General features: G+C 67.8%; 20 protein-coding genes. 1 reads left to right on the forward strand and 19 read right to left on the reverse strand.

All coding sequences use genetic code 11. The annotated features are described in order from the left end of the window. Window positions 1–35: 35 nt before the first annotated feature. The 12 genes from CJ010_RS14255 to CJ010_RS25160 form a co-directional block, all read right to left on the reverse strand. Window positions 36–1,052, reverse strand: a complete 1,017-nt coding sequence (locus CJ010_RS14255; protein WP_240794367.1) for a glycoside hydrolase family 5 protein — start codon at window positions 1,050–1,052, stop codon at window positions 36–38. Next, window positions 1,049–2,161 carry a glycosyltransferase family 4 protein gene (locus tag CJ010_RS14260; protein WP_141018652.1) on the reverse strand — a complete coding sequence of 371 codons (1,113 nt, stop codon included), beginning with the start codon at window positions 2,159–2,161 and terminating at the stop codon, window positions 1,049–1,051. Before CJ010_RS14260 ends, CJ010_RS14255 begins: the two co-directional genes overlap by 4 nt. Continuing rightward, a complete protein-coding gene (locus tag CJ010_RS14265; RefSeq protein ID WP_141018653.1) occupies window positions 2,158–3,486 on the reverse strand; it encodes a hypothetical protein in 1,329 nt (442 codons plus the stop codon). Before CJ010_RS14265 ends, CJ010_RS14260 begins: the two co-directional genes overlap by 4 nt. Beyond that, a complete protein-coding gene (locus tag CJ010_RS14270) occupies window positions 3,483–4,547 on the reverse strand; it encodes an acyltransferase family protein (RefSeq protein WP_168224958.1) in 1,065 nt (354 codons plus the stop codon). Before CJ010_RS14270 ends, CJ010_RS14265 begins: the two co-directional genes overlap by 4 nt. Before the next feature lie 17 nt (window positions 4,548–4,564). Continuing rightward, window positions 4,565–5,641: an acyltransferase gene (locus CJ010_RS14275; RefSeq protein ID WP_141018655.1), complete on the reverse strand. Its 1,077-nt coding sequence runs from the start codon at window positions 5,639–5,641 to the stop codon at window positions 4,565–4,567. Between the two features lie 48 nt (window positions 5,642–5,689). Beyond that, window positions 5,690–6,556 (reverse strand): chain length determinant protein tyrosine kinase EpsG, encoded by an 867-nt coding sequence (gene epsG, locus CJ010_RS14280; protein ID WP_141018656.1) that lies wholly within the window; start codon window positions 6,554–6,556, stop codon window positions 5,690–5,692. Between the two features lie 25 nt (window positions 6,557–6,581). After that, complete coding sequence (gene epsF / locus CJ010_RS14285) at window positions 6,582–7,973, reverse strand: chain length determinant protein EpsF (protein WP_141018657.1); 1,392 nt, start codon at window positions 7,971–7,973, stop codon at window positions 6,582–6,584. Window positions 7,974–7,984: 11 nt separating this feature from the next. After that, complete coding sequence (epsE, locus tag CJ010_RS14290; RefSeq protein ID WP_240794368.1) at window positions 7,985–8,824, reverse strand: polysaccharide export protein EpsE; 840 nt, start codon at window positions 8,822–8,824, stop codon at window positions 7,985–7,987. A 31-nt stretch (window positions 8,825–8,855) separates the two neighbouring features. Continuing rightward, the gene (locus CJ010_RS14295; RefSeq protein ID WP_141018658.1) at window positions 8,856–9,776 is read right to left on the reverse strand and encodes an EpsD family peptidyl-prolyl cis-trans isomerase; all 921 of its coding nucleotides are present in this window, start codon (window positions 9,774–9,776) and stop codon (window positions 8,856–8,858) included. A 10-nt stretch (window positions 9,777–9,786) separates the two neighbouring features. Further along, window positions 9,787–10,242, reverse strand: coding sequence for a hypothetical protein (locus CJ010_RS14300; protein ID WP_141018659.1), 456 nt, complete (start codon window positions 10,240–10,242; stop codon window positions 9,787–9,789). A 71-nt stretch (window positions 10,243–10,313) separates the two neighbouring features. After that, entirely contained in the window at window positions 10,314–11,531 is a 1,218-nt protein-coding gene (gene epsL / locus CJ010_RS14305) for an XrtB/PEP-CTERM-associated polysaccharide biosynthesis outer membrane protein EpsL (RefSeq protein ID WP_371415711.1), read from the reverse strand. After that, the gene (locus CJ010_RS25160) at window positions 11,434–11,736 is read right to left on the reverse strand and encodes a hypothetical protein (protein ID WP_168224960.1); all 303 of its coding nucleotides are present in this window, start codon (window positions 11,734–11,736) and stop codon (window positions 11,434–11,436) included. The genes epsL and CJ010_RS25160 overlap by 98 nt, the downstream gene beginning before the upstream one ends. Here CJ010_RS25160 and CJ010_RS14310 point away from each other — a divergent pair. Then, the gene (locus CJ010_RS14310) at window positions 11,723–13,114 is read left to right on the forward strand and encodes an undecaprenyl-phosphate glucose phosphotransferase (protein ID WP_205754790.1); all 1,392 of its coding nucleotides are present in this window, start codon (window positions 11,723–11,725) and stop codon (window positions 13,112–13,114) included. The two genes, CJ010_RS25160 and CJ010_RS14310, sit on opposite strands and share 14 nt — an antisense overlap. Before the next feature lie 9 nt (window positions 13,115–13,123). Here CJ010_RS14310 and CJ010_RS14315 read toward each other — a convergent pair whose 3' ends face one another. Genes CJ010_RS14315 through CJ010_RS14345 form a run of 7 tightly spaced genes read right to left on the reverse strand, consistent with a single transcriptional unit; the run spans window position 13,124 to window position 19,059 of the window. Continuing rightward, on the reverse strand, window positions 13,124–13,564 hold the full coding sequence (locus tag CJ010_RS14315; RefSeq protein WP_141018661.1) for a MarR family winged helix-turn-helix transcriptional regulator: 441 nt from the start codon (window positions 13,562–13,564) through the stop codon (window positions 13,124–13,126). Further along, the gene (locus CJ010_RS14320) at window positions 13,561–14,325 is read right to left on the reverse strand and encodes an ABC transporter permease (RefSeq protein ID WP_205754791.1); all 765 of its coding nucleotides are present in this window, start codon (window positions 14,323–14,325) and stop codon (window positions 13,561–13,563) included. The genes CJ010_RS14315 and CJ010_RS14320 overlap by 4 nt, the downstream gene beginning before the upstream one ends. Next, window positions 14,322–15,140: an ABC transporter permease gene (locus tag CJ010_RS14325; protein ID WP_141018662.1), complete on the reverse strand. Its 819-nt coding sequence runs from the start codon at window positions 15,138–15,140 to the stop codon at window positions 14,322–14,324. Before CJ010_RS14325 ends, CJ010_RS14320 begins: the two co-directional genes overlap by 4 nt. Next, window positions 15,137–15,925 (reverse strand): ABC transporter ATP-binding protein, encoded by a 789-nt coding sequence (locus CJ010_RS14330; RefSeq protein ID WP_141018663.1) that lies wholly within the window; start codon window positions 15,923–15,925, stop codon window positions 15,137–15,139. Before CJ010_RS14330 ends, CJ010_RS14325 begins: the two co-directional genes overlap by 4 nt. 14 nt (window positions 15,926–15,939) lie before the next feature. Then, entirely contained in the window at window positions 15,940–16,929 is a 990-nt protein-coding gene (locus tag CJ010_RS14335; protein WP_141018664.1) for an ABC transporter substrate-binding protein, read from the reverse strand. A gap of 52 nt (window positions 16,930–16,981) precedes the next feature. Continuing rightward, on the reverse strand, window positions 16,982–17,983 hold the full coding sequence (locus CJ010_RS14340) for a 3-hydroxybutyryl-CoA dehydrogenase (RefSeq protein ID WP_141018665.1): 1,002 nt from the start codon (window positions 17,981–17,983) through the stop codon (window positions 16,982–16,984). Then, on the reverse strand, window positions 17,980–19,059 hold the full coding sequence (locus tag CJ010_RS14345) for an NAD/NADP-dependent octopine/nopaline dehydrogenase family protein (protein WP_141018666.1): 1,080 nt from the start codon (window positions 19,057–19,059) through the stop codon (window positions 17,980–17,982). The genes CJ010_RS14340 and CJ010_RS14345 overlap by 4 nt, the downstream gene beginning before the upstream one ends. Window positions 19,060–19,112: the final 53 nt, after the last annotated feature.

The raw sequence follows: 19,112 nt of genomic DNA on the forward strand, positions 1-19,112 counted from the left end.
TGTCACTCCCCGATTTGGTGTTGTGTTCCGCGTGTTCAGAGGTACTTGCCGATGACGGACATCTGCAGCGCCGGGCCGGTGGGCGTCGGCTGGATACTGAAGGGATAGGTGCCCCACCAGCGCCCCGCGGCCCAGTAGGTCCAACCCGCCCAGACCTCGTTGCCATGCATCTCGCCGAGGATGGCGTCGAGCGCGGCCAGGCAGGCCTCGGTGCTGGCGGTGCCGAATTCGCCGAGGAAGAAGCGGTGCCCGTTGTTACGCCCCCAGTCGGTCGCCGCGCGCATGATGCCGCGCAGGCTGTCGGCACTGATGCATTCGGTAGTGGTGCCGGAATAGCTGGGGTTGGCGTACTGGTGGACTTCGAACACGAAGTTGCCGGCGCTGTCGCGGAAGTCGCGGAAGGCCTCGGCGTTGGAAGTGCCTCCGAAGGTCTTCTCCCACTCGTGCGCCCCGCTCCAGCGGCCACCCGACACCATCACTAGGTTGGCGGCGCCGGCGGTCCGTATGGCGTCGATGGTGCGCTGGGCAATGCTCGCCCACAGGGCGATGGGCAGCGCCGCGGGCTCGTTCATCAGGCCGAAGGCGACGTTGGGCTGATTGGCGAAGACTTCGGCGAGCCGCCGCCACAGATCGGCCAGCGCGGCTTCCGGCACCGCGCTGCTGCCTATCGCCTGGCCGGCATAGGCGCCGTAGTTGTGCACGTCGAGCAGCACGCACAGCTCGAGGCCGCGGGCCGTGTCCACCACGCTGCGGATGCGGTCGAGCTCGGCGCTGTCGAGCGCGCCGTTGATCGCCGGCTGGATGCGCTCCCAGCGGAACGGCAGGCGTATCACGCTCATGCCGGTGTCGCGGAAATAGCTCAGGTCCTGCGCCGACGGGTAGATGTAGTCGTAACCGTAGCGGCCGGGTATCGCCTTGCTGTTGAACTCGGCGCCGGCGAGATTGACTCCGCGCAGCTGGCTGCCGCTTTCGCACTGCGCGTGGGCGCCGCCGGCCACCAGCACCGCCAGCGCAGCCAAGCACCCCATGAACAGGCGGAACGGCCCTTTCATGACCGTGCCCCCAGCAGCGCCTCGTATTCGCCGACGTACTGATCCGCAGCGTGCCGCCAGTGGTAACGCACCGCATAGTTCATCGCACGCTGGCGACGGGTACGGAACACGGCCGGGCTTACGTCCGCGAGCGCACGCAGTCCGGCCACCGCCTCGCCATCGACCAGCACGCCGATGGACGAATCGGCATGCAGCTTGGCGAAAGGCGGAATAGCGCTCAGCACCGGAACCAGCCCTGCGCTCATCGCCTCGATGGGCGCGATTCCGAAACCTTCGTGGCGCGACAGGCAGACGAAATACTGGGCGCGCCCGAGCAAGGCGCGCAGCGCCTGCTGTGAAGGCGAGGCCACCAGCTCGACATGGTCCATGAGTCCGCGCAGACCGATCGCGCATTGGAGATCGCTCAGCGACAGGTCGTATTCGCGGCCGGCGATGATGAGCCGCCATTCCGGATCGACCGCCACCAGCCGGGCGAAGAGGTCCAGGGTTTCGACCAGGCCCTTGTTCACCGACCAGCGGCCGAAATACACGAGCGTCTTGCCCGGCTCCTCGCTGCCGGCCCCGGCGAACTTGTCGACGTCGACGCCATTCTCGATCACGCGCAGGCGCGGCGCCGCGACGACCTCGCTGAAGATCTCGCCGTCGTTGTCGCTGGTGGCGATCACCCGCCGGTAAGCGCGCGCCGAAGTCCGCGTGATGGAGCGGAACCACAAGCGTTTCAGGCGCGAAGCGAAGGCGGTATGGAAGAAGCCGCCGTGGGTCGAGGCGATCAGCGGGCGGCCGTGCAGCGGGCGGGTGGCGGCAAGGTAGTCGAAGAAGAAATCGACGCCGTGCACATGCACCAGGTCGGCGTCGCGGATGGCGCCGATCACCGAGGGGCACAGCGGGTAGCGCGACGATCCGGCGTAGGGCAGCCGGCGCACGACGATGCCCTGGTGCTCGTCGCGTTGCGGCAGGACCACCTCGTCGTCGCGGAACACCCGGTTGAGCGTGACCACTTCGGCCTGGTGGCCGCACACCTCGAGCTGGTGGCGGGCGATGTTGAGGACGACCTCCTCCATCCCGCCGATGGACGGATGGAACTGGCGTACCACGTGGACCACTTTCATGGGGTTCTCCCTTGGACTGTGCCTGCCGCCGGAAACGGCGTCGGTCGTGCGCGCCCTGCGGCGTAGGCGGAAGGGGCCGCGGCACTGCCGGCGACACCGACGCCGATCAGGAACCACAGCAAGGCGGACGTTTTCATCGCGAACAGCGAGGTGCCGCTGATGGTCAGGATCAGCGCCATGTAGAGCGAAGCGTGGGCGCGAAAGCGGGCCGCGGCCTCGTCACGCACCGGCAGCATCCACACGAACAGCCAGACCGCCACGGCCAGCGGCAGGCTGAAGCGGGTGAATACATAGGCGTAGCCGGAATCGCCGTGTTGGGTCGCCCAGCCGTCCAACCCGAGCAGGCCGCTCCAGCCGAGGTCGAGCAAGGCATGACCGCTCCACACCAGGCGTCCGAGGAAGTTGTCGCCGACATAGCCGGGGAAGGCGAGCGCGAGCCCGCTCACCATCAGCACTGCGACGAAGGGAAAGGCAAAGGCCAGCCCCTGGCCATGGCGGCCCGACGTCAGCCGCATCGCCACCATCAGGCTCACCACCACCAGGCCGTAGCGCGAATCGGCCAGCACGATCAGGCACCAGGCGAGGCCAAGCAGCAGCCACATCCTGCCGCGCTCGTCCGGCCCCTTGGACAACCCCCAGGCGGCCAGCAGCGTGGCAAAGTTGCCCATCGATACCGGCTCGATGAACACCGACGACACCCGGTGGTTGCCGAGCAGCGCCGGAAAGAAGGTACGGCCGATGCCTTCGGGGCGCACGCCGTTGAAACTGAGCGCGACGTCCTGCTGCGCCACCGCCGCTTCCAGCACCGTGCCCTGCGCCACGTAGTAGGACAGGATGTTGAAGATGCGCGAATAGACGTCCACGAACAGCAGCTCGAACACGCCCATCGCCAGCGCAATGCCGCCGATCACCAGCAGGCAGCGCTCCGCGACCGCCCGGTCGGGCATGCGCATGCCCAGCCACAGGAAGCAGGCGGGGATCACGAAGTCGCGCACCGCCTTGAAGTCCATGCCGTCGCGCACCAGCCACAGCGCCGTGAGCACCGCCAGTGCCATCACCACCAGCACCGCCAGCCGGCCGGGAATGTGGCGCAGCATCAGCGGCAGGCACATTGCGAGGATGCAGGCCTCGGTGAGCCCCAGCAGCGCAGCATTGACCGGCATCAGGTTGGTGTGCACGCCGGCCATCAGCAGCGGATAGGCGCAGGCCAGCGCCAGCGTGAGCACCACCCAGCGCTCGACGCCGCTCAAGGGGCGCCGGTCGCCAGTAGCCGCCACGCTGGCCGCCAATGCCCCGTTGCCAGCGGCAGGCCACAGCGCACTCATGCCACCCGCTCCATCGTCCCCAAGGCCGGGGCCGGTCGCGCCACGCCCAGCGCCCACGGCGCCAGCGTCAGCATCAGCCAGCGCAACGGCACGCAGGCAAGGATGGCCAGCGCCGAACTGCCCAGCGCCCAGCCGATGCCCACCTCGGCGGGCCGCAGGCCTGCGACCGTGGCCACGCCCGACATCACGCTGAAGCTCAGCATGTGGCTGGCGAAAATCAGCAGCGAGTTGCGCGCCAGCCAGCGCAGCACGCGGCTGTCGGGCAAACGCGCGACCAGGATCAGGCAGACCGCGGTGCCGGCCAGCGCGGAGATGAGATACAGCGGCAGCGCCGCCCCGAAACGCAGGTGATTGAGATCGACCCGGCCATTGAACCAGGCAGCGCCCAGCCACAGGGCGGCAAGCACGGCAAGCGTCGCCACACCGCGCGTACCGCCGACGGACACGCCCGGCAGACCGCGCAGCACAGCGCCGAGCGCGTAGAAAACCAGCGCCACCGGCAGGATGTCGAGCGCGAACGGCAGGCGCAGGCCCAGCGCGGGAAACAGCGCAGCCCACGCCACACCGCAGACGACCGCCGCCAGCGCCGTCGTGCGCCCTCCGAAGCGCTGCCGCAGCAGTGCGTAGGCGAAGGCGGTGACGAACAGCGCCGGCAAAAACCAGAGCGCCGGATCGACGTAAAGCAGCACGCCGTTGCCGGTGACGAAGCCCTGCAAGGGCTCCCACCACGGCTGGCTACCCCAGCGCAACGCCTTGTCGCCGATGCCGCGGGTCAGGAGCCAGTATGCATAAGCGGCGAAGAAGAAGAACACGTAAGGCAGCAGCAGCGTGCGCCCCAGGCGGCGCAGCGTCATCGCCGGCGTCTCTGCCAGCCGGGCATCGCTCACCACCGCGCCGGCCAGCCAGAAGAACAGCGGCACGTGGAAGCTGTAGAGCAGCATCACCAGCCAGGGCGGGCAGCCCTTGGCATGGCCGAGCACCACCAGCACGATGCCTACTGCCTTGGCGGCATCGATGCGGAAATCGCGCGATGCCGCCTGCGGCAGGACGCGAGGCGGCATGCCCGCCGTCGTCATGTTCACGCCTGCCCCGCCAGCCGCTTGAAGCGGCCGCGCACCGCGTGGTGCAGCGGAAACTCCACCCACAGCGAGATCACCACCGACAGCGCCACCGCGAACACCGCGACCAGCGTGGCTTCGACCAGGGTCGGCGTGGCGATGCCGAGCGCACGCAGCGTCAGTTCGATCAGCAGCACATGCAGCAGGTAGATCGAAAAACTGGTGCGGCCGAGCAGGCGCATCAGGCGGCCGCCGAGCACCGCCCGCAGCAGCGGCGTGTCGAAGGAGCACAGCAGCACGGTCGCCGCCGCCAGCAGCGCAAAGGCCGGGTCGAGGTAGAGCGAACGCGAGGCCTCGCCGGACAACGACCACACCACCAGCAGCGCGATCGCGAGCAGGGGCAGCGGCGCCAGCAGCGGATGACGGAAGATGGCGCCGATACGTTCGCGCGGCACCAGTGCCACCGCCGATCCGAGTACGAAGAACTGCAGCTTGGACGGCAGCGCCAGGCCGGGCCAGTCGGCACGGGTGGCGAACAACACGCCCAGCGCCACCGCGACCACCAGCGGCGCCAGCCAGCGACCGCTGCGCAGCGCCCACAGCGCGTACCACAGGGCCACGAAGAAGACGTAGTACTGGATCTCCGGCGAGATCGACCAGAACATCCGCACCGATCCCAGGCAGGCGAGATGACGAAGCAGCTGCCAGCCGTCGATCGGATACGGCCACTGCGGATCGACGAAGCTGAAGGCGACGAAGCTCACCAGCACCACCAGCCAGTAGATCGGCAGGATGCGTGCCGCCCGTGCGATGCCGTAGCGCGCCACCGCCTGCATGTTCCACTCGCTGCGGGCATAGAGGTGGGCCATCAGGAAACCGCTGAGCGAGAAGAAGATGGCCACGCCGAGCGAACCCAGTACATGCACGCCCAGCGCCTTGGGCAGATCGGCCGGCAGGTGGGACAGCACCACCAGCAGGCAGGCCAACGCCCGCAAGCCGTCGAGGCATGGCAGGTTCTCGCTGCGGGTGGCCGCGGCCGGCGTCGCCACGTTCAGCGCGCCCGCTGCCCGCCCCAATGCGCCAACTGCGGTGTTCATGACGCCACCCTCCCCTTGTCGCCCGTCCGGCGGGCACGCGACATCCGTTCAGTGCGCATTGAGTACCGCTCCCACCAGGGCCACCGAAGCGCCCGCCAGCCGTTCGCCGAAACGGGCAAGATCACGCGCGCTGGAGGCATCCTGGCGCGCGAGCATGAAGGCCGCGCCGGCGCGGGCCGCGATCAGCTCGGCGTCGGCACCGCAGGCGGCGGCCGGCGTATCGAGTATGACCACGTCGAACTGCGCGCCGAGACGTTCGAGCAAGGCGGCGAACGGCGGCCGCGACAGCAGCTCCTGCGGGTTGGGCGCCTGCGGCCCGGCCGGCAGCACGCTGAGGCTGAGCAGGCCGTCGATGCGACGGATGGCCTCGTTGCCGCTGCGGCCGGCCAGCACCGAACTGAGCCCGGTCGCGTTGTCGAGCCCGAACAGGGTGTGCTGCACCGGTTTGCGCAGGTCGGCATCGATCAGCAGCGTGCGCTCGCCGAGCTGGCTGAACACCACTGCGAGATTTGCCGCCACCCAGCTCCGCCCGTCCCCGCCCGCGGGGCTCACGACCGCCAGCCGGCGCCGCGTTGCCAGCTGACCGGTGCAGCGCAGCAGCAGCTGGGTGCGCAGCCCGCGCAGCGCTTCGACTTCGGGGCTGAAAGGCTGATAGGCGGCAACCACGGTTTCCGAAATGGCGCTGGTGCCGCGGACGACGTAGGGATAGTCGAACTGGCGGGCCAGCGCATAGGCGATGTCGTCCTCGCTGAGCAGCCGCAGTTCGCGCGCGGCGTCGCCGAAGCGCAGGCCGCGTTCGCGCTGCACCCGGAAAATGCGCTCGGCGTCTTCCGGCGCAATCCGGCCGGCATCGACCAGGATCGCGCCGATCGAGCGCTCCGGTGCCTGCAGCGGTAGGTGATGGGGAGCATTCATCTGGGTTCGCCTCCGTAGCGGGAATTCAGCGGGCCGGCGCCTGCAGCAGCCGGCGGCGGCCATCGCGCACCAGCGCCGGCCGCGGCGGCAGCACCGCGATCACCGGTACGCCGAGCAGTTGGGCGAGTTCGCCGGCGGCGCGCACGCGCGGATTGCGCAGCTCCTTCACCAGCGCCGCGCCGATGCCGAGCAGGGTGCCAAGCACGACCGCGAGCACGGCGTTGAGGGCGAGCTTGGGCGAGGACGGCGACGCCGGCTCGACCGCCGGGCTGAGCACCACCACGTTGGTAAGGCGGGTCTGGCTCTCCAGGCTGGTCTCCGCGAGGCGCTGGGCGACGAGGTCGTAGGCGCGCTGGGCACTCTCGACATCGCGGCGGAGCACGCTGATGCGGTCGTGGTGGGCCTTGAGTTCGAGCACTTTCTGCTTCTGCGCCGCCACCGCCGCAGCGACCTCGGCCTCGCGTGCGTTGCTGATCCGCGCCGCGGTGCCGAGCGAGCTGGCCACGCGTGCGATCTCGCCGGCCACGCGCTGGCGCAGCGAGCCCAGCTCGGCATCGATGCGGGCGATCTCCGGATGATTGGGGCCCAGCCGGCCCAGGGTCTGGCCGCGCTGCGCCTCGAGGCGGGCGATGTCGGCCTTGAGGTTCTGGATCAGACCGTTCTGCAACACCTCGGGCATGGTATCGGCCGAGCCCGACTGGCTCTGGCGCGAGCGGCTGTCGGCACGCTGGGCCTGGACGTTGACCAGCTGTGAGGACAGTTCGGCAAGACGCGCGCTTTCGACATCGAGACGGTCGTCGCTGAGGATCACGCCGTTGGCCTGCTGGTAGTCGGACAACTTGCGCTGTGCCGCTTCCAGGTCGTCGCGCAGACTCTTGTTGCGGTCGTTGAACCACTGCGAGTACTGGCGCGCCGGCTCGACCTTGAGTTCGAGCGAGGTGTCGATGTAGGCCTGGGCGAAAGCGTTGGCAACCATGGCGGCGAAGGCCGGATCGGCGCCGGTGTAGCCGATGGCCAGCACGCTGCTTTCGCGCGAGGGCTTTACCGTGAGACCCGCCGCCAGCATGCGCACCAGCCAGTCGTCGAAGCTGCCGCTGCCGCCGGTGTCGCCCTGCCAGCGCGCCTGGAGGTCGACATTCCGGTCGAGCTTGAGCAGCGCGACGACGCGGCGGGCGACGCGCTCGGAAGCGATGATGTCCACCTGGGTGGCGAGATAGCCGGGTATCACCGCCCCCTGCATCGCCGCCCCCTGGATGGGATCGGTGCCGCGCACGTCCACCACCACCGCCGTCTGCGCGGTGTATTTGCGCGGCAGCATCAGGCTCGCCAGCATGGTGACCACCACCACGCCGGCGAGCACGCCACCGATCAGGCGCAGATGGGCGCGGAGGATCAGGAACAGTTGCTGGATCGTCATCCCCGCCCCCCTCAGAACAGGCTTTCTTTCACGTAGATCACGTCGTCGGCGCGCAGCAGGTCGTCGAGCCCGGGCTCGAAGACCTTCAGTTCGCCGCCCGCCTCGCGCCGGTGGATGCGCAGGCCGCGCACCGTGCCGCGCGCCGTCGTGCCGCCGCCGGTGGCCAGGCCTTGCATCACGCTCATATTGCGTTCGAGGCGGAAGGCGCCGGGCCGCTGGACCTCGCCGTAGATGTAGGCCATCGGTGCCCGATCGACGTAGATCACGTCGCCGGACGACAGCACCAGGTCGTCGGCCGTGGCCGCGCCGAACAATCCGGGAATGTCGATTTCACGCCGCACCGGCTTGCCGTCGCGCGTACCGATCAGCACGGCGACGTCTCCGCCGCCCTGTGCCACCCCACCGGCCAGCGCCAGCAGGTCGGACACCTTGAGGTTGAAGGTTTCCATCGGATAGCGGCCCGGCCGGTTGACCTGCCCCAGCACCGCCACCTGGTTGCCCTTCATCTCGACCGGCAGGATGCTGACCTGCGGTTGCTGGACGAAACCGCCGGAACGCAGACGGCTGGCGATCAGCCGCTCGGCCGCGGGCACACTCTGGCCGCCGACCTGCACGCTGCCTATCAGCGGAAAGGTGATGGCGCCGGTTTCGGACACCCGGGTCTCGGTGGTGAGGTCGGGATTCTGGAAGACGGTGATGCGGACCACGTCGCCGGCACCGAGCACGTACTCGCGTTCGACCTGCGGCGTAGCGGTCGCCGCCGACACCGCGGCGGCAAAGCAGAGAAAAAATATCAATGGCAGCGTGACGAGCTTCTTGAGCATGAGCACCTCGATATGAAAGCGGGTCATGAGCGGGGCGAGCTGCTGCCCCGCCACAACCTCAGTTCGATCCGGCGACCCGCGCGACGCCGGCCTGGGGGGCCACGACTGCGCCGTCGGCGTCGGACACGGGCGCGCCTCGCTTCGCCGTCGCCGCGCTGCCATGAGCAAAGACCCCGACGTATTCGATCGCGGCCGCCTTGCGCAAGCGCTCCGCCTCTTCCCTGGCGAGTTCCAGCCGCTGTCGATTGGCAAGGAACTGCTCGATCACCGGTTGCGCGGCCGCCTCGTCCAGCGGCTGCGGGTGGGACGACAGCAGATGGACCAGCGACGCGCCCTCGGTCGTCCGCGTGACGAGGTTCTCGCCGTCCTGCAGTTCGGCGAAGCCCTGCAGCCGATCGAAAGGCAACTGTTCGGCCGGCAGCACCGAGACGCTGGAGGCAAAGCTCATTCCGGCCTCCGACAGCGCGGCGACGATGCCGTCGACGCTGTGCTCGCGCGCGGCGATCGTCCGCAGGGTTTCCATGCGTTCGGGCCGCAGCCGCACGCTGAACTCGTGGAAGGTGTAGACGCGCCGCTCGGCGAACAGCGCCGGATGGGTGGCATAGAAGGCGCGGACGTCGCCGTCCGCCGGCCGCGCATCCACCGCCGTGACCTGGTCGATGTAGGCGCGGGCGAGGATGTCGCGGCGCGCACTCTCGATTGCCTGACCGACCCGCGGCTCGCGCTCCAGGCGCCGGTCCTGCGCCTTTTGCACCATCAGCTCTTCGTCGATCAGGCTTTCGAGGACGGCGCTGCGGGTACGGGCGAGTTGCTCGGCGCTCAAGCCTTCGGTTTTCGTCATCGCTGCCTCGACCTGAGTGACCGAGATCGCCGTGTTATTGACGCGTGCCGCCACATCCGCCGCCGGATCGGATTTGCCGCCGCAGCCGCCGACCGCAAAGGCCAGAGGCAGCACCGAGCACCACAGGGTTCTCACCATGGGTCCTCCCTTACTCACGCAAGGCCACACGGCGACGGACGATGAAAGCGATCAGACCCAGCCCCGCGACCAGCAGCCAGGGCTGATCGGCAACCCGCTCACGCGGCGCCGTCCCGTCCAGGCGCATGGCGCCCGTCATCACCGCAGCGCCCTGATCGGCATACGCGGCGGGGATGAAACCCACCGTGCGCAGCATCCCCACCCCGCCCAGCGCGGACGAAGGCGACACCGCCCCCAGTTCCCTGGCCGATGCAGCCATGCCGAGGAAGCTCTCGCCACGCAGGGTTGCTGCCGACAAGCCGTGCAGGGCCGCGGCGCGGCCGCCCAGGAAATCGTCCCCGATGTCGCGGCCTCCCGCCGACCGTTCGAGGTAGGTCATCACCGTGGCAGAGGAAAAGGAGCTCGCATGGGCCTGGGATAGCCCAAGCCCGAACGCGATGGCCAAAATCAGTGCGGGTTTCGTCATCTTCCTGCCTCCCGATAGGAAAAACATCAAGCTCGGCGCGGCGGACTTGTGATCCGCCGCGCCCTGGAAACTCAGAACGCCATGCGCGCGGAAATGCGCGCGGTATCGGCATCGAACTCGCGCAGCGGATCGCCCGCCGTCCTGATGCGGCGGGCCAGACCGAGCGACACCGTGGTGGAGCGCAGCGGCCGGTAGTTGAGGCTGAGGCCGTAGAGGTAGGAACGCTCCTCGCCGGCGACCGGCGTTCCGGTGAAGGCCGGATCGCCCGCATTGCCGCCGAAATCTCGACGACGCAGTTCGAACTCGGTGCCGAACGCGAGCTTGTCGGTGATGGCCCACACCGGCCGCAGGTTGATGGCCTCGGTGATTGCGTAATTGGCGACGACGTCTTCCTCGGCGCCGATCTCACGCCGCAACGAAAGATCGACCGTGGTCTTGCCGGTTGCAGCCCAGGTCAGCGCGAGCCGACCCGTGGCGCCCTCGAAATCGCGATTGGAAGCAAACGCATACTCGCGCTGCGTACGCCCGACGTAACCCGTCAATCTGAGCTTGCCGGTGGCCTGCCACTCGGCCCCCAGGCGCACTTCGCGCTGCTCATAGTCGCGCATCGAACCGGCCACGGCCGGGCGATTCGCGTAACGGCCGTCGGTGCTGCGCATCGACAGCATCACCCGGTTGCCGCTGACCGGCCGGTAGGCGAGATTGAGATCAACGACGTCGGCGTCGTACTCCGACTCCGGCCGGGCGTTGTCGCGAAAACGGCTGGAGAGCCGCATCACACCCCCCCCGACTGCCCAGTCAGGCAACCACCAGTAGTCGGCGGAAGCCATCGACTTGCGGAAGATGTTGACGCTCTGGGTGGCGCCAATGAACTCGTCGAAGCCAGCGAGCGCCTCGCGCTGCTCGTGCCCGAACTGGCCGCTCCATTGCCGGCCGAGCGCCCAGTCCCAACGCAGCGCCGCGTTGCCGCCGGTGTAATCCAGCGACTTGTGCACTGCATGATAGGTTCGGTCGATACCCATTTCAGCGAATACTTTCTGTCGGCCATAAGTCTTATCGAAGGAAAGCCCAAAGCCAGTGATTCCAACCCAGTCGGAACGTTTTCCCGCGGGCGCACTAATACCGTCGGCCAATCGATATATATTGCTGTCGTAATATATATTCTGACCAACGTTAAACTTAAGGCCTTCGTCAGAGCCCTGCGCGAATGAAGAACTCGCATTTATAATCATATAGATACTTAATGTCGTGCTGACAAGTTTTGGCATCCTCTTCGGCTTTCTCTCCATGACAATGGAACCCCTCAGGAGAAACTTCCAGGCGGACAACAGAATGGCCCAAATATTTTCCGAGGTCACCTGGCGATTCGTTTTGTTGCAAATGGCTTGCGTTAGAAACATATTCCCACAAGAAGAATGAATCTTGTTTGCTATAGTCAGAGATATGCTGCAGTGCATTAAATCGCAACGAGTGAGCCGACATGTCCGCTGCCATCCAGAAGGAAGCCTCCTTCCTGCGTACCCACCTCACCCTGACCAGCGTGCTCGAGGCCCTGCTCGATCCGGTGATCGTGGTCGCCATCCTGCTGGCCTGCGCCGGCGCCTACAACGAGCGCATCGGGCCGCCCTATGTCGTGCTCGCCGTCCTCGCGTTCTCGCTGACCTTTCCCGGCAACGCGCGCCTGCACGAACCCTTGCGGCGGGTGCTGCGCAAGTTCCTGGTTAACTGGCTGCTGCTGGCGTCGGTGCTGTGGCTGTTCGGCTATCTCAGCGGCTACCTGTACTACTTCCCGCAGAGCATGCTGATGACCTGGATCGCAGGAACACCGCTGGCCGTGGCAGTCGCGCACCTGCTGCTGCGGCACACCTTGCCGCGTGTCATCGCCAGTGCCGAGAACCGGCGCAATGTGGTGATCGCCGGGGTGAACGACATCGGCCTGCAGCTCGCCCGCCAGTTCGCCGACAATCCCTACCTGGGTACGCGCGTCGTAGGCTTCTTCGACGACCGCGATGCCGACCGCCTGCCGTCGTCCAGCCTGCCGCTGCTTGGGCAGATGCCCGAACTCGCCGCCTTCGTGAAGCGGCACCACATCGACGCCATCTACCTCGCCCTGCCGATGGCGACGCAGCCGCGCATCCTCGACCTGCTCGACAATCTCAAGGACACCACCGCGTCGATCTATTTCGTGCCGGACATTTTCGTCACCGATCTCATCCAGGGCCGGGTCGACAGCGTGGGCGGCATGCCGGTGGTCGCGGTGTGCGAAACCCCCTTCACCGGGCTCAACGGCATGTTCAAGCGGCTGGCCGACATCGTGCTGGCGCTGGTGATCCTTGCGCTGCTGTCACCGCTGCTGCTGGCGGTGGCGACCGGGGTCAAGCTGTCGTCGCCCGGGCCCATCGTGTTCAAGCAGCGCCGCTACGGCCTGGATGGCCGCGAGATCGTGGTGTACAAGTTCCGTTCGATGACCACCTGCGACGACGGCGCGGTGGTGAAGCAGGCATCGCGCAACGATCAGCGCATCACGCCCTTCGGCGCTTTCATCCGCCGGACTTCGCTCGACGAGCTGCCGCAGTTCTTCAACGTGCTGCAAGGGAGGATGAGCATCGTCGGACCGCGGCCGCACGCGGTCGCCCACAACGAGACCTACCGCAAGCTCATCAAGGGCTACATGATCCGCCACAAGGTCAAGCCGGGCATCACCGGCTGGGCGCAGGTGAACGGCTACCGTGGCGAAACGGAAACGGTGGACAAGATGCAGAAGCGCATCGACTACGACCTCGAGTACCTGCGCAACTGGTCGCTCAAGCTGGACTTCTGGATCATCGTCAAGACGGCGCTGCTGGTGGTGCGCGACCGCAACGCCTTCTAGCAGCCCGGCTCAGGCCGGACGCAAATTGGCGATCAGCTTGAGCAGGGTGGCGCGCAGATGCTCCTGCTCGCCATCGTCCAGGCCCGCCAGCGCGCGGGCCTCGATGCGCAGCGCGCGCTCCAGTATCTGCTCGAACGCCACACGCCCCTCGGGCGCCAGGAAGATATGCACCGAGCGGCTGTCCTCCGGGCTGGGTTCGCGGCGGATGTAGCCGCGGTTCACCAGGTTCGTCAGCGCGCGCGACAGGGTCGACTGTTCGGTCACCGTCGCATCTGCCAGCGCATTGACGCTCAGGCCATCCTGTTCGCTGAGGAAGGCAATCACCCGCCAGTGCGTCAGCGTCAATCCATAACCATCCAGCACCTTCTGGAACTCGAGGTTGAGGAAGGACGTTGCCCGATTGATCAGGTAGGGCAGGAAGCGGCCGTGGCCGGGATAGCTCAGGGTCATCGTTGGTCACCATAGCCGGCCAGCAGGCGGCGGCGTGTTGCGAGCAGGCCGGCATTGAGCAGCAGGCCGATGGAGGATATCAGCACCAGCGGCACGAACATGTCCACCATGCGGAAGGAACGCGCGGCGCGTATCAGCAGATGGCCCAGCCCGTCGGAGGACGAGATCATCTCCGCGAGGAAGACGGTGACGCAGGCGATCAGCAGCCCGATGCGGCAGCCGGTGAGGATGGACGGCAGCGCCGACGGCAGCACCACGGTGAACAGCGTCCTGCCCCGCCCCGCCCCCGCCGCCCACGCCGACCACAGCAGCTTGGGCTCCACCGCGCGCGCGCCGTGGAAGGTGGCGAGCAGGATGGGGAAGATGGCGTCGGCCACCACCAGTGCGATCTTGGAGGCGTGGTCGAAGCCGAAGATCAGCACGAAGGCGGGATAGAGCGCGATCTTCGGGATCGGCGCCAGCACCCGCACCACCGGCTCCAGCAGGCTGCCGCCGGCGCGGCTGGCGGCCAGGCCGATCGCCACGCCGGCCACCAGCGCGATGGCGAAGCCGGACACCAGCCTTATCAAGGTCTGCATCAGGTGATGAAGGAACTCGCCCTGCGGCAGCAGCTCGGCCAGCCGCGCCAGCACCGCGCTCGGCGCCGGCAGCAGATGAGGGGCGACCAGCCCGGCACGGCAGGCGGTTTCCCAGGCGAGCAGGATCAGCGCGAGCGGCAGCAAGGCCGCCGCCACGCTGCGCATGCGTTCGGACTTCATCATGTCGAACTCCCGGAAAAGCCGGCGGCACCGCCGCTGTCCTGGCGGGTTTCGGCCCAGTGGGTAAGGCGCCGGCGGATGCGCTCGAACACGAAGTCGAGCGCGAAACCGATGCCGGCGAGGATGGCGATCATCGCATAGACATCCGCATACAAAGCCATGTCCAGCGCATTGAACAGGAGGTCGCCGGCACCCGACTGGCGGGCGATCATCTCGGAGCTGATCATCACGATCAGCGCCATCGCCAGCCCGACGCGGCAGCCCAGCAGCACTTCCGGCAGCGCCGACGGCAGCACCACCTTGAACAGCCGCCCGACCGGCTTCATACCCATCGCCATCGCCGACCACAGCAGCTTTTCATCCACCGCATGGGCGCCATGGTAGCTGTGGTAGAGCAAGGGCAGGCTGACGCCGAGGAAAATCACCAGCACCTTGGACAGGTCACCGACGCCAAACCACAGCATCACGATGGGCATCAGCGCCGCCTTCGGGATGGGATAAGCGGCGGTCAGCACCGGGTTGAGCGCCTGGGCGATGCGCTTGTTGCGGCCCATCGCCAGCCCGACCGGAATCGCGATCAAGATGGCGAGCAAGCCGCCGAGGAACATCCGCCGCAGCGACGCGGCGATGCTCAGCAGCGCCTCGCGGTCGCCGAGGATGGCCGGCACCTGCACCAGCGCCTCGGTGGCCGGCGGAAAACCGTCGATGGCGGCGCCGCGGGCGAGCAGCTCCCACACGATCAGCAGGCTCGCCAGCGACAGCCAGGTCCCGCCCGCGCCGCCGCGCAGGTAGCCGAGGTAGTGGAGAGCGAGCTTCATGCGCCGGCCGCCTCCAGGTGCACGTCCTCGATCAATTGCTCGAGTTCGACGATGTACTCCTGGTAGCGCCGGTTCACCAGCAGTTCGGCGCGGATGCGCGGGCGCGGCAGGTCGATCTCCACCACCTTCTTGATACGGCCGGGCGCGCGCGTCATCACCACCACGCGGTCGGACAGGAACACCGCCTCGTCCACGCCGTGGGTGACGAACAGCACCGTCTTGCGGTCGCGTTCCCAGATGCCGAGCAGCTCGTTCTGCAACACCGTGCGGGTGTGGGCGTCGAGCGCGCCGAAGGGTTCGTCCATCAGCAGGATGGCCGGGTTGTAGGCCAGCGTGCGGGCGATCGCCACCCGCTGGCGCATGCCGCCGGACAGCTCCTTCGGATAGAAGTCGGCGAAGGCGCGCAGATGCACCATGTCGAGCAGGGCTTCGGCGCGGGCCTGCGCCTCGGCCTTGGCGACGCCCTGCTGGCGCAGGCCGTACATCACGTTCTCCAGCACGGTCTTCCACGGGAAGAGCGCGAACTCCTGGAACACCGGGCCGCGATCCGGGCCCGGCCCGGTGATCGGCCGGCCCTGGACGGCGATCGAACCCGCCGACGGCGCGACGAAGCCGCCCACCATGTACAGCAGGGTGGACTTGCCGCAGCCGGAGGGGCCGAGGATGGAGACGAACTCGCCCTCGGCCACGCTCACGTTCACATCGTCTATCGCCAGGTGCTTGCGCCCGTCGGCGCTGCCGAAGCGCTTGGTGAGGCCCTGGATTTCTATCATCGGCGCAGTCATCGCGGCATCCCCGACTACTGAGCCGGCGCGGCCACGTCGTCGCGGCGGAAGCTGGCGACCGACAGCGGCTTCTTGATGAGGCCGAGCGAGTGGTACATGTCGAACATCGCCTGCACCGCGGCGTAGTCCGGATGCATGCCGGGCTCGCGCGCGAAGTCGCTGGCCTTGAGCAGGTAGGGTTCGAGCGCCGGCGCCGGCGCGCGGGTGACTTCGGACACCACCTTGATGGTCTCCTCGCGGTTGGCGAGCGCCATCTTCATCGCCGCCGCCATGTCGCGCGAGTAGCGGCGGGCGGCTTCCGGGTTGGCATCCACCCAATCCTTCTTGCAGACCTCCATTACGTGCACCGTGTTGGGCATCAGGTCGGAGAGCGCGAACACCTTGCGCAGCCCGCCCTTGGCCTCGGCGCGGCTGGCGAAGGGCTGGACGAAGACGCCGGCATCGACCCGGCCGCCGCGGATCGCGGCTTCGGAACCGGGAAAGCCGGTCTCGACCAGCTTGATGTCCTTTTCCGGATCGACGCCGTTCTTCTTCAACAGCATCGCCATGCCGCCATAGACGCCGGAGCCATAGACATTGACACCCACCGTCTTGCCCTTGAGGTCGGCGATGGACTTGATCGGCGATTCCTCCGGCACGCCCCAGTACACCGAGAACGAGCCCGGCTTCTCGCCGACGTGCTGATTCAGGATGTAGGCCTGCAGCCCGCTTTCGGCCGCGCCCTGGCCCAGCGACAGCGGCGCCTGCGAGGAGCAGTCGAGCGCGCCGGCAAGCATGGCCTGCACCATCGGCGCGGTGCCCTGGAACTGCACCCATTCGATCCTGTAGGTCTTGCCGAGATCGGGGAAGGCATCGGGGCGGCGCATCATCCAGTACTTGGCTTCTTCTCCGGGAATGGTCCAGCCAACCCGGATGGTGGGGATATCCGCCGCCTGAACCGGCAGGCAGCTCGCGAGCAAACCGGCACACAGCAAGCGCTTCAGGGACTGCGAGAGCATCGTCATCTTCGTCATCTCCGTGGGGTTTGATACTGCGGGGTAAGGCGCTACGTCTTCTTTATCGGGCTGCTGTCTCGCCATCGGGCGGCAGCACCTTGTTCATGCGCATCAGTTCCACCAGGCGCGCGAGCGCGGTGCGGCGGTAGTCGGCGGTGTCGATGGCACGCCAGTCGTAGAAGCCCTCGCCGGACTTGAGGCCGATGTTGCCCTCGGCCATCTTGCGATCGACGATGGCCGGGCTGGCGTAGCGGCTGTCGCCGAGCGCGCCCGCGAGGTAGCGGCTGGCGTAGTACAGGATGTCGGCGCCACCGAAGTCGATGAACTCGACCACCCCCATCGCCGCATAGCGGATGCCGAAACCGTAGCGGGTGGCCTTGTCGATGTCGGCGGCGGTGGCAACGCCCTGCTCTATCATCCGCGCCGCCTCGTTCATCACCAGCGACTGCAGGCGCGGCACGATGTAGCCGGGCTGCGCCGAGCACACCACCGGCACCTTGCCGACCGCCTCCAGCAGGGCTGAAAGTTGCTGTGTCGCCGCCGGCGCGGTGCCCGGGTGCGGTTGCAGCTCCACCAGCGGAATCAGGTAGGCCGGGTTCAGCCAGTGGGCGTTGAGGAAGCGCTCCGGCTGTGTCACCAGCGCCGCGAGTTCGGTCGACAGGATGGTCGACGAGGTCGAAGCGAGCAGCGCATCCTTGGGCAGGAATTCGCAGGCGTAGGCGAAGGCCTCGCGCTTGGCCTCCAGGGTTTCCGGCACGCCCTCGAACACAAGCCCCAGCCGCGCCAGCCAGGCCGGCGCCTCGTCGCGACCGACGATGGCGATGCGGGCGAACACCGTATCCACCGTCTCCGGCTTCACCACGCCGAGTTCCACCAGGGTGGCGAGGCTTGCGCGCAGTTCGGCTTCCGCTTCCGCCTTCAGCGTGGCGAAGGCCTCGGCAGCGCGCGGTTTGATGTCCAGCAGCACCGCCTCCCGCCCCGCCAGCGCAAAGGCGAGCACGATGCCGCGGCCCATGCGGCCGGCGCCGAGCGCGCCGACCAGTCCTTGCCCCGCGCCACTCATGCCGACAACCCGTCGTGCAGCAGCGCCGCCATCTGCTTGCGGTCCAGCCCAGCCAGGCCCAGCCCGCCCAGCGTGCGCACGCCCTGCTTCAGGTCCTTGCCGCACACCGCCGACGCGATCGCCAGAAGGCCGCGCGCGGTCGGCGCTTCGACCCCGGCCCAGTCGGCCACCGAGACCAGGAAAGCGAGGCCGTAGTGGATGTCCTCGGTCATGTAGCGGTGGGCGGTGAGGTCGATGCGCTCGCGCCAGTCGCCGCTGTCGACCAGGCGCTTGTGGGCGTCGCCGTACATCCACTGGTCGTTGTTGTAGTGGTCGCTGAGCGGGAAGTGCGAGGGCTGGTAGCCGAGCGCCTCGCGGATGGCGATGCGTTCGTTGTCGAGCACGTCGGTGACGCGGCGGATGGACGGCTGGGTGCCTTCGTTGTGGATGTCCCAGGCGTCGAAGTGCTCCAGCGGGCCGGCGTTCATCAGGATGAGCGGCGGATGGATGATGGGGCCAGCGTTCATCAGCGCGCCGGACAAGGCATCCTCGATCGGCTCCACCGCGGGGAAAGCCGCCTTCAGCACCTTGAAGGCGTGGGTGCCGTTCTTCGCCGGGAATACGCCGGTGGGCAGCCGGGTGGCGCGGATGGTGATCGCCACCTCGGCCGGGCCGTGCTTGCGGGTGAGGTGCGGCAAGGTGCCGGTTTCGCCGATGGTGACGTCGGCGGTGCAGCCGGCTTCGCGCAGCGCCTTCAGCATCGCGTAGCTGCCGAAGCTGCCCGGCGGCAGGAAGACGACCTGGCCGTCCGCCAGATACGGCGCCATCGCCCTGGCGATATCCACCTGCGCGAAGGCCGGCGTCGGGATCACGATCAGCTCGGCGCCGCGCACCGCCTCGCCGATGTCGGTGGTCGGCTTGGCGATGGCCACCTCGCGGCGGCCATCGCTGTCCTTCACCGCGATCCGGCCACTTTCCAGCACCGGCGCCAGACCCCTGGCGTCGCGCCGCCAGAAGCGGACTTCGTGACCGGCTTCCGACAGATCGGCCGCCGCCGCATAACACCCGTTGCCACCACCCAGCACTGCGATTCGCATACCTGTCTCCTGTCCAGATGAACGTATGAATACGCAGTCGCGACGCGATGTCG

The organism is Azoarcus sp. DD4, assembly GCF_006496635.1.
Lineage (GTDB): Bacteria > Pseudomonadota > Gammaproteobacteria > Burkholderiales > Rhodocyclaceae > Azoarcus.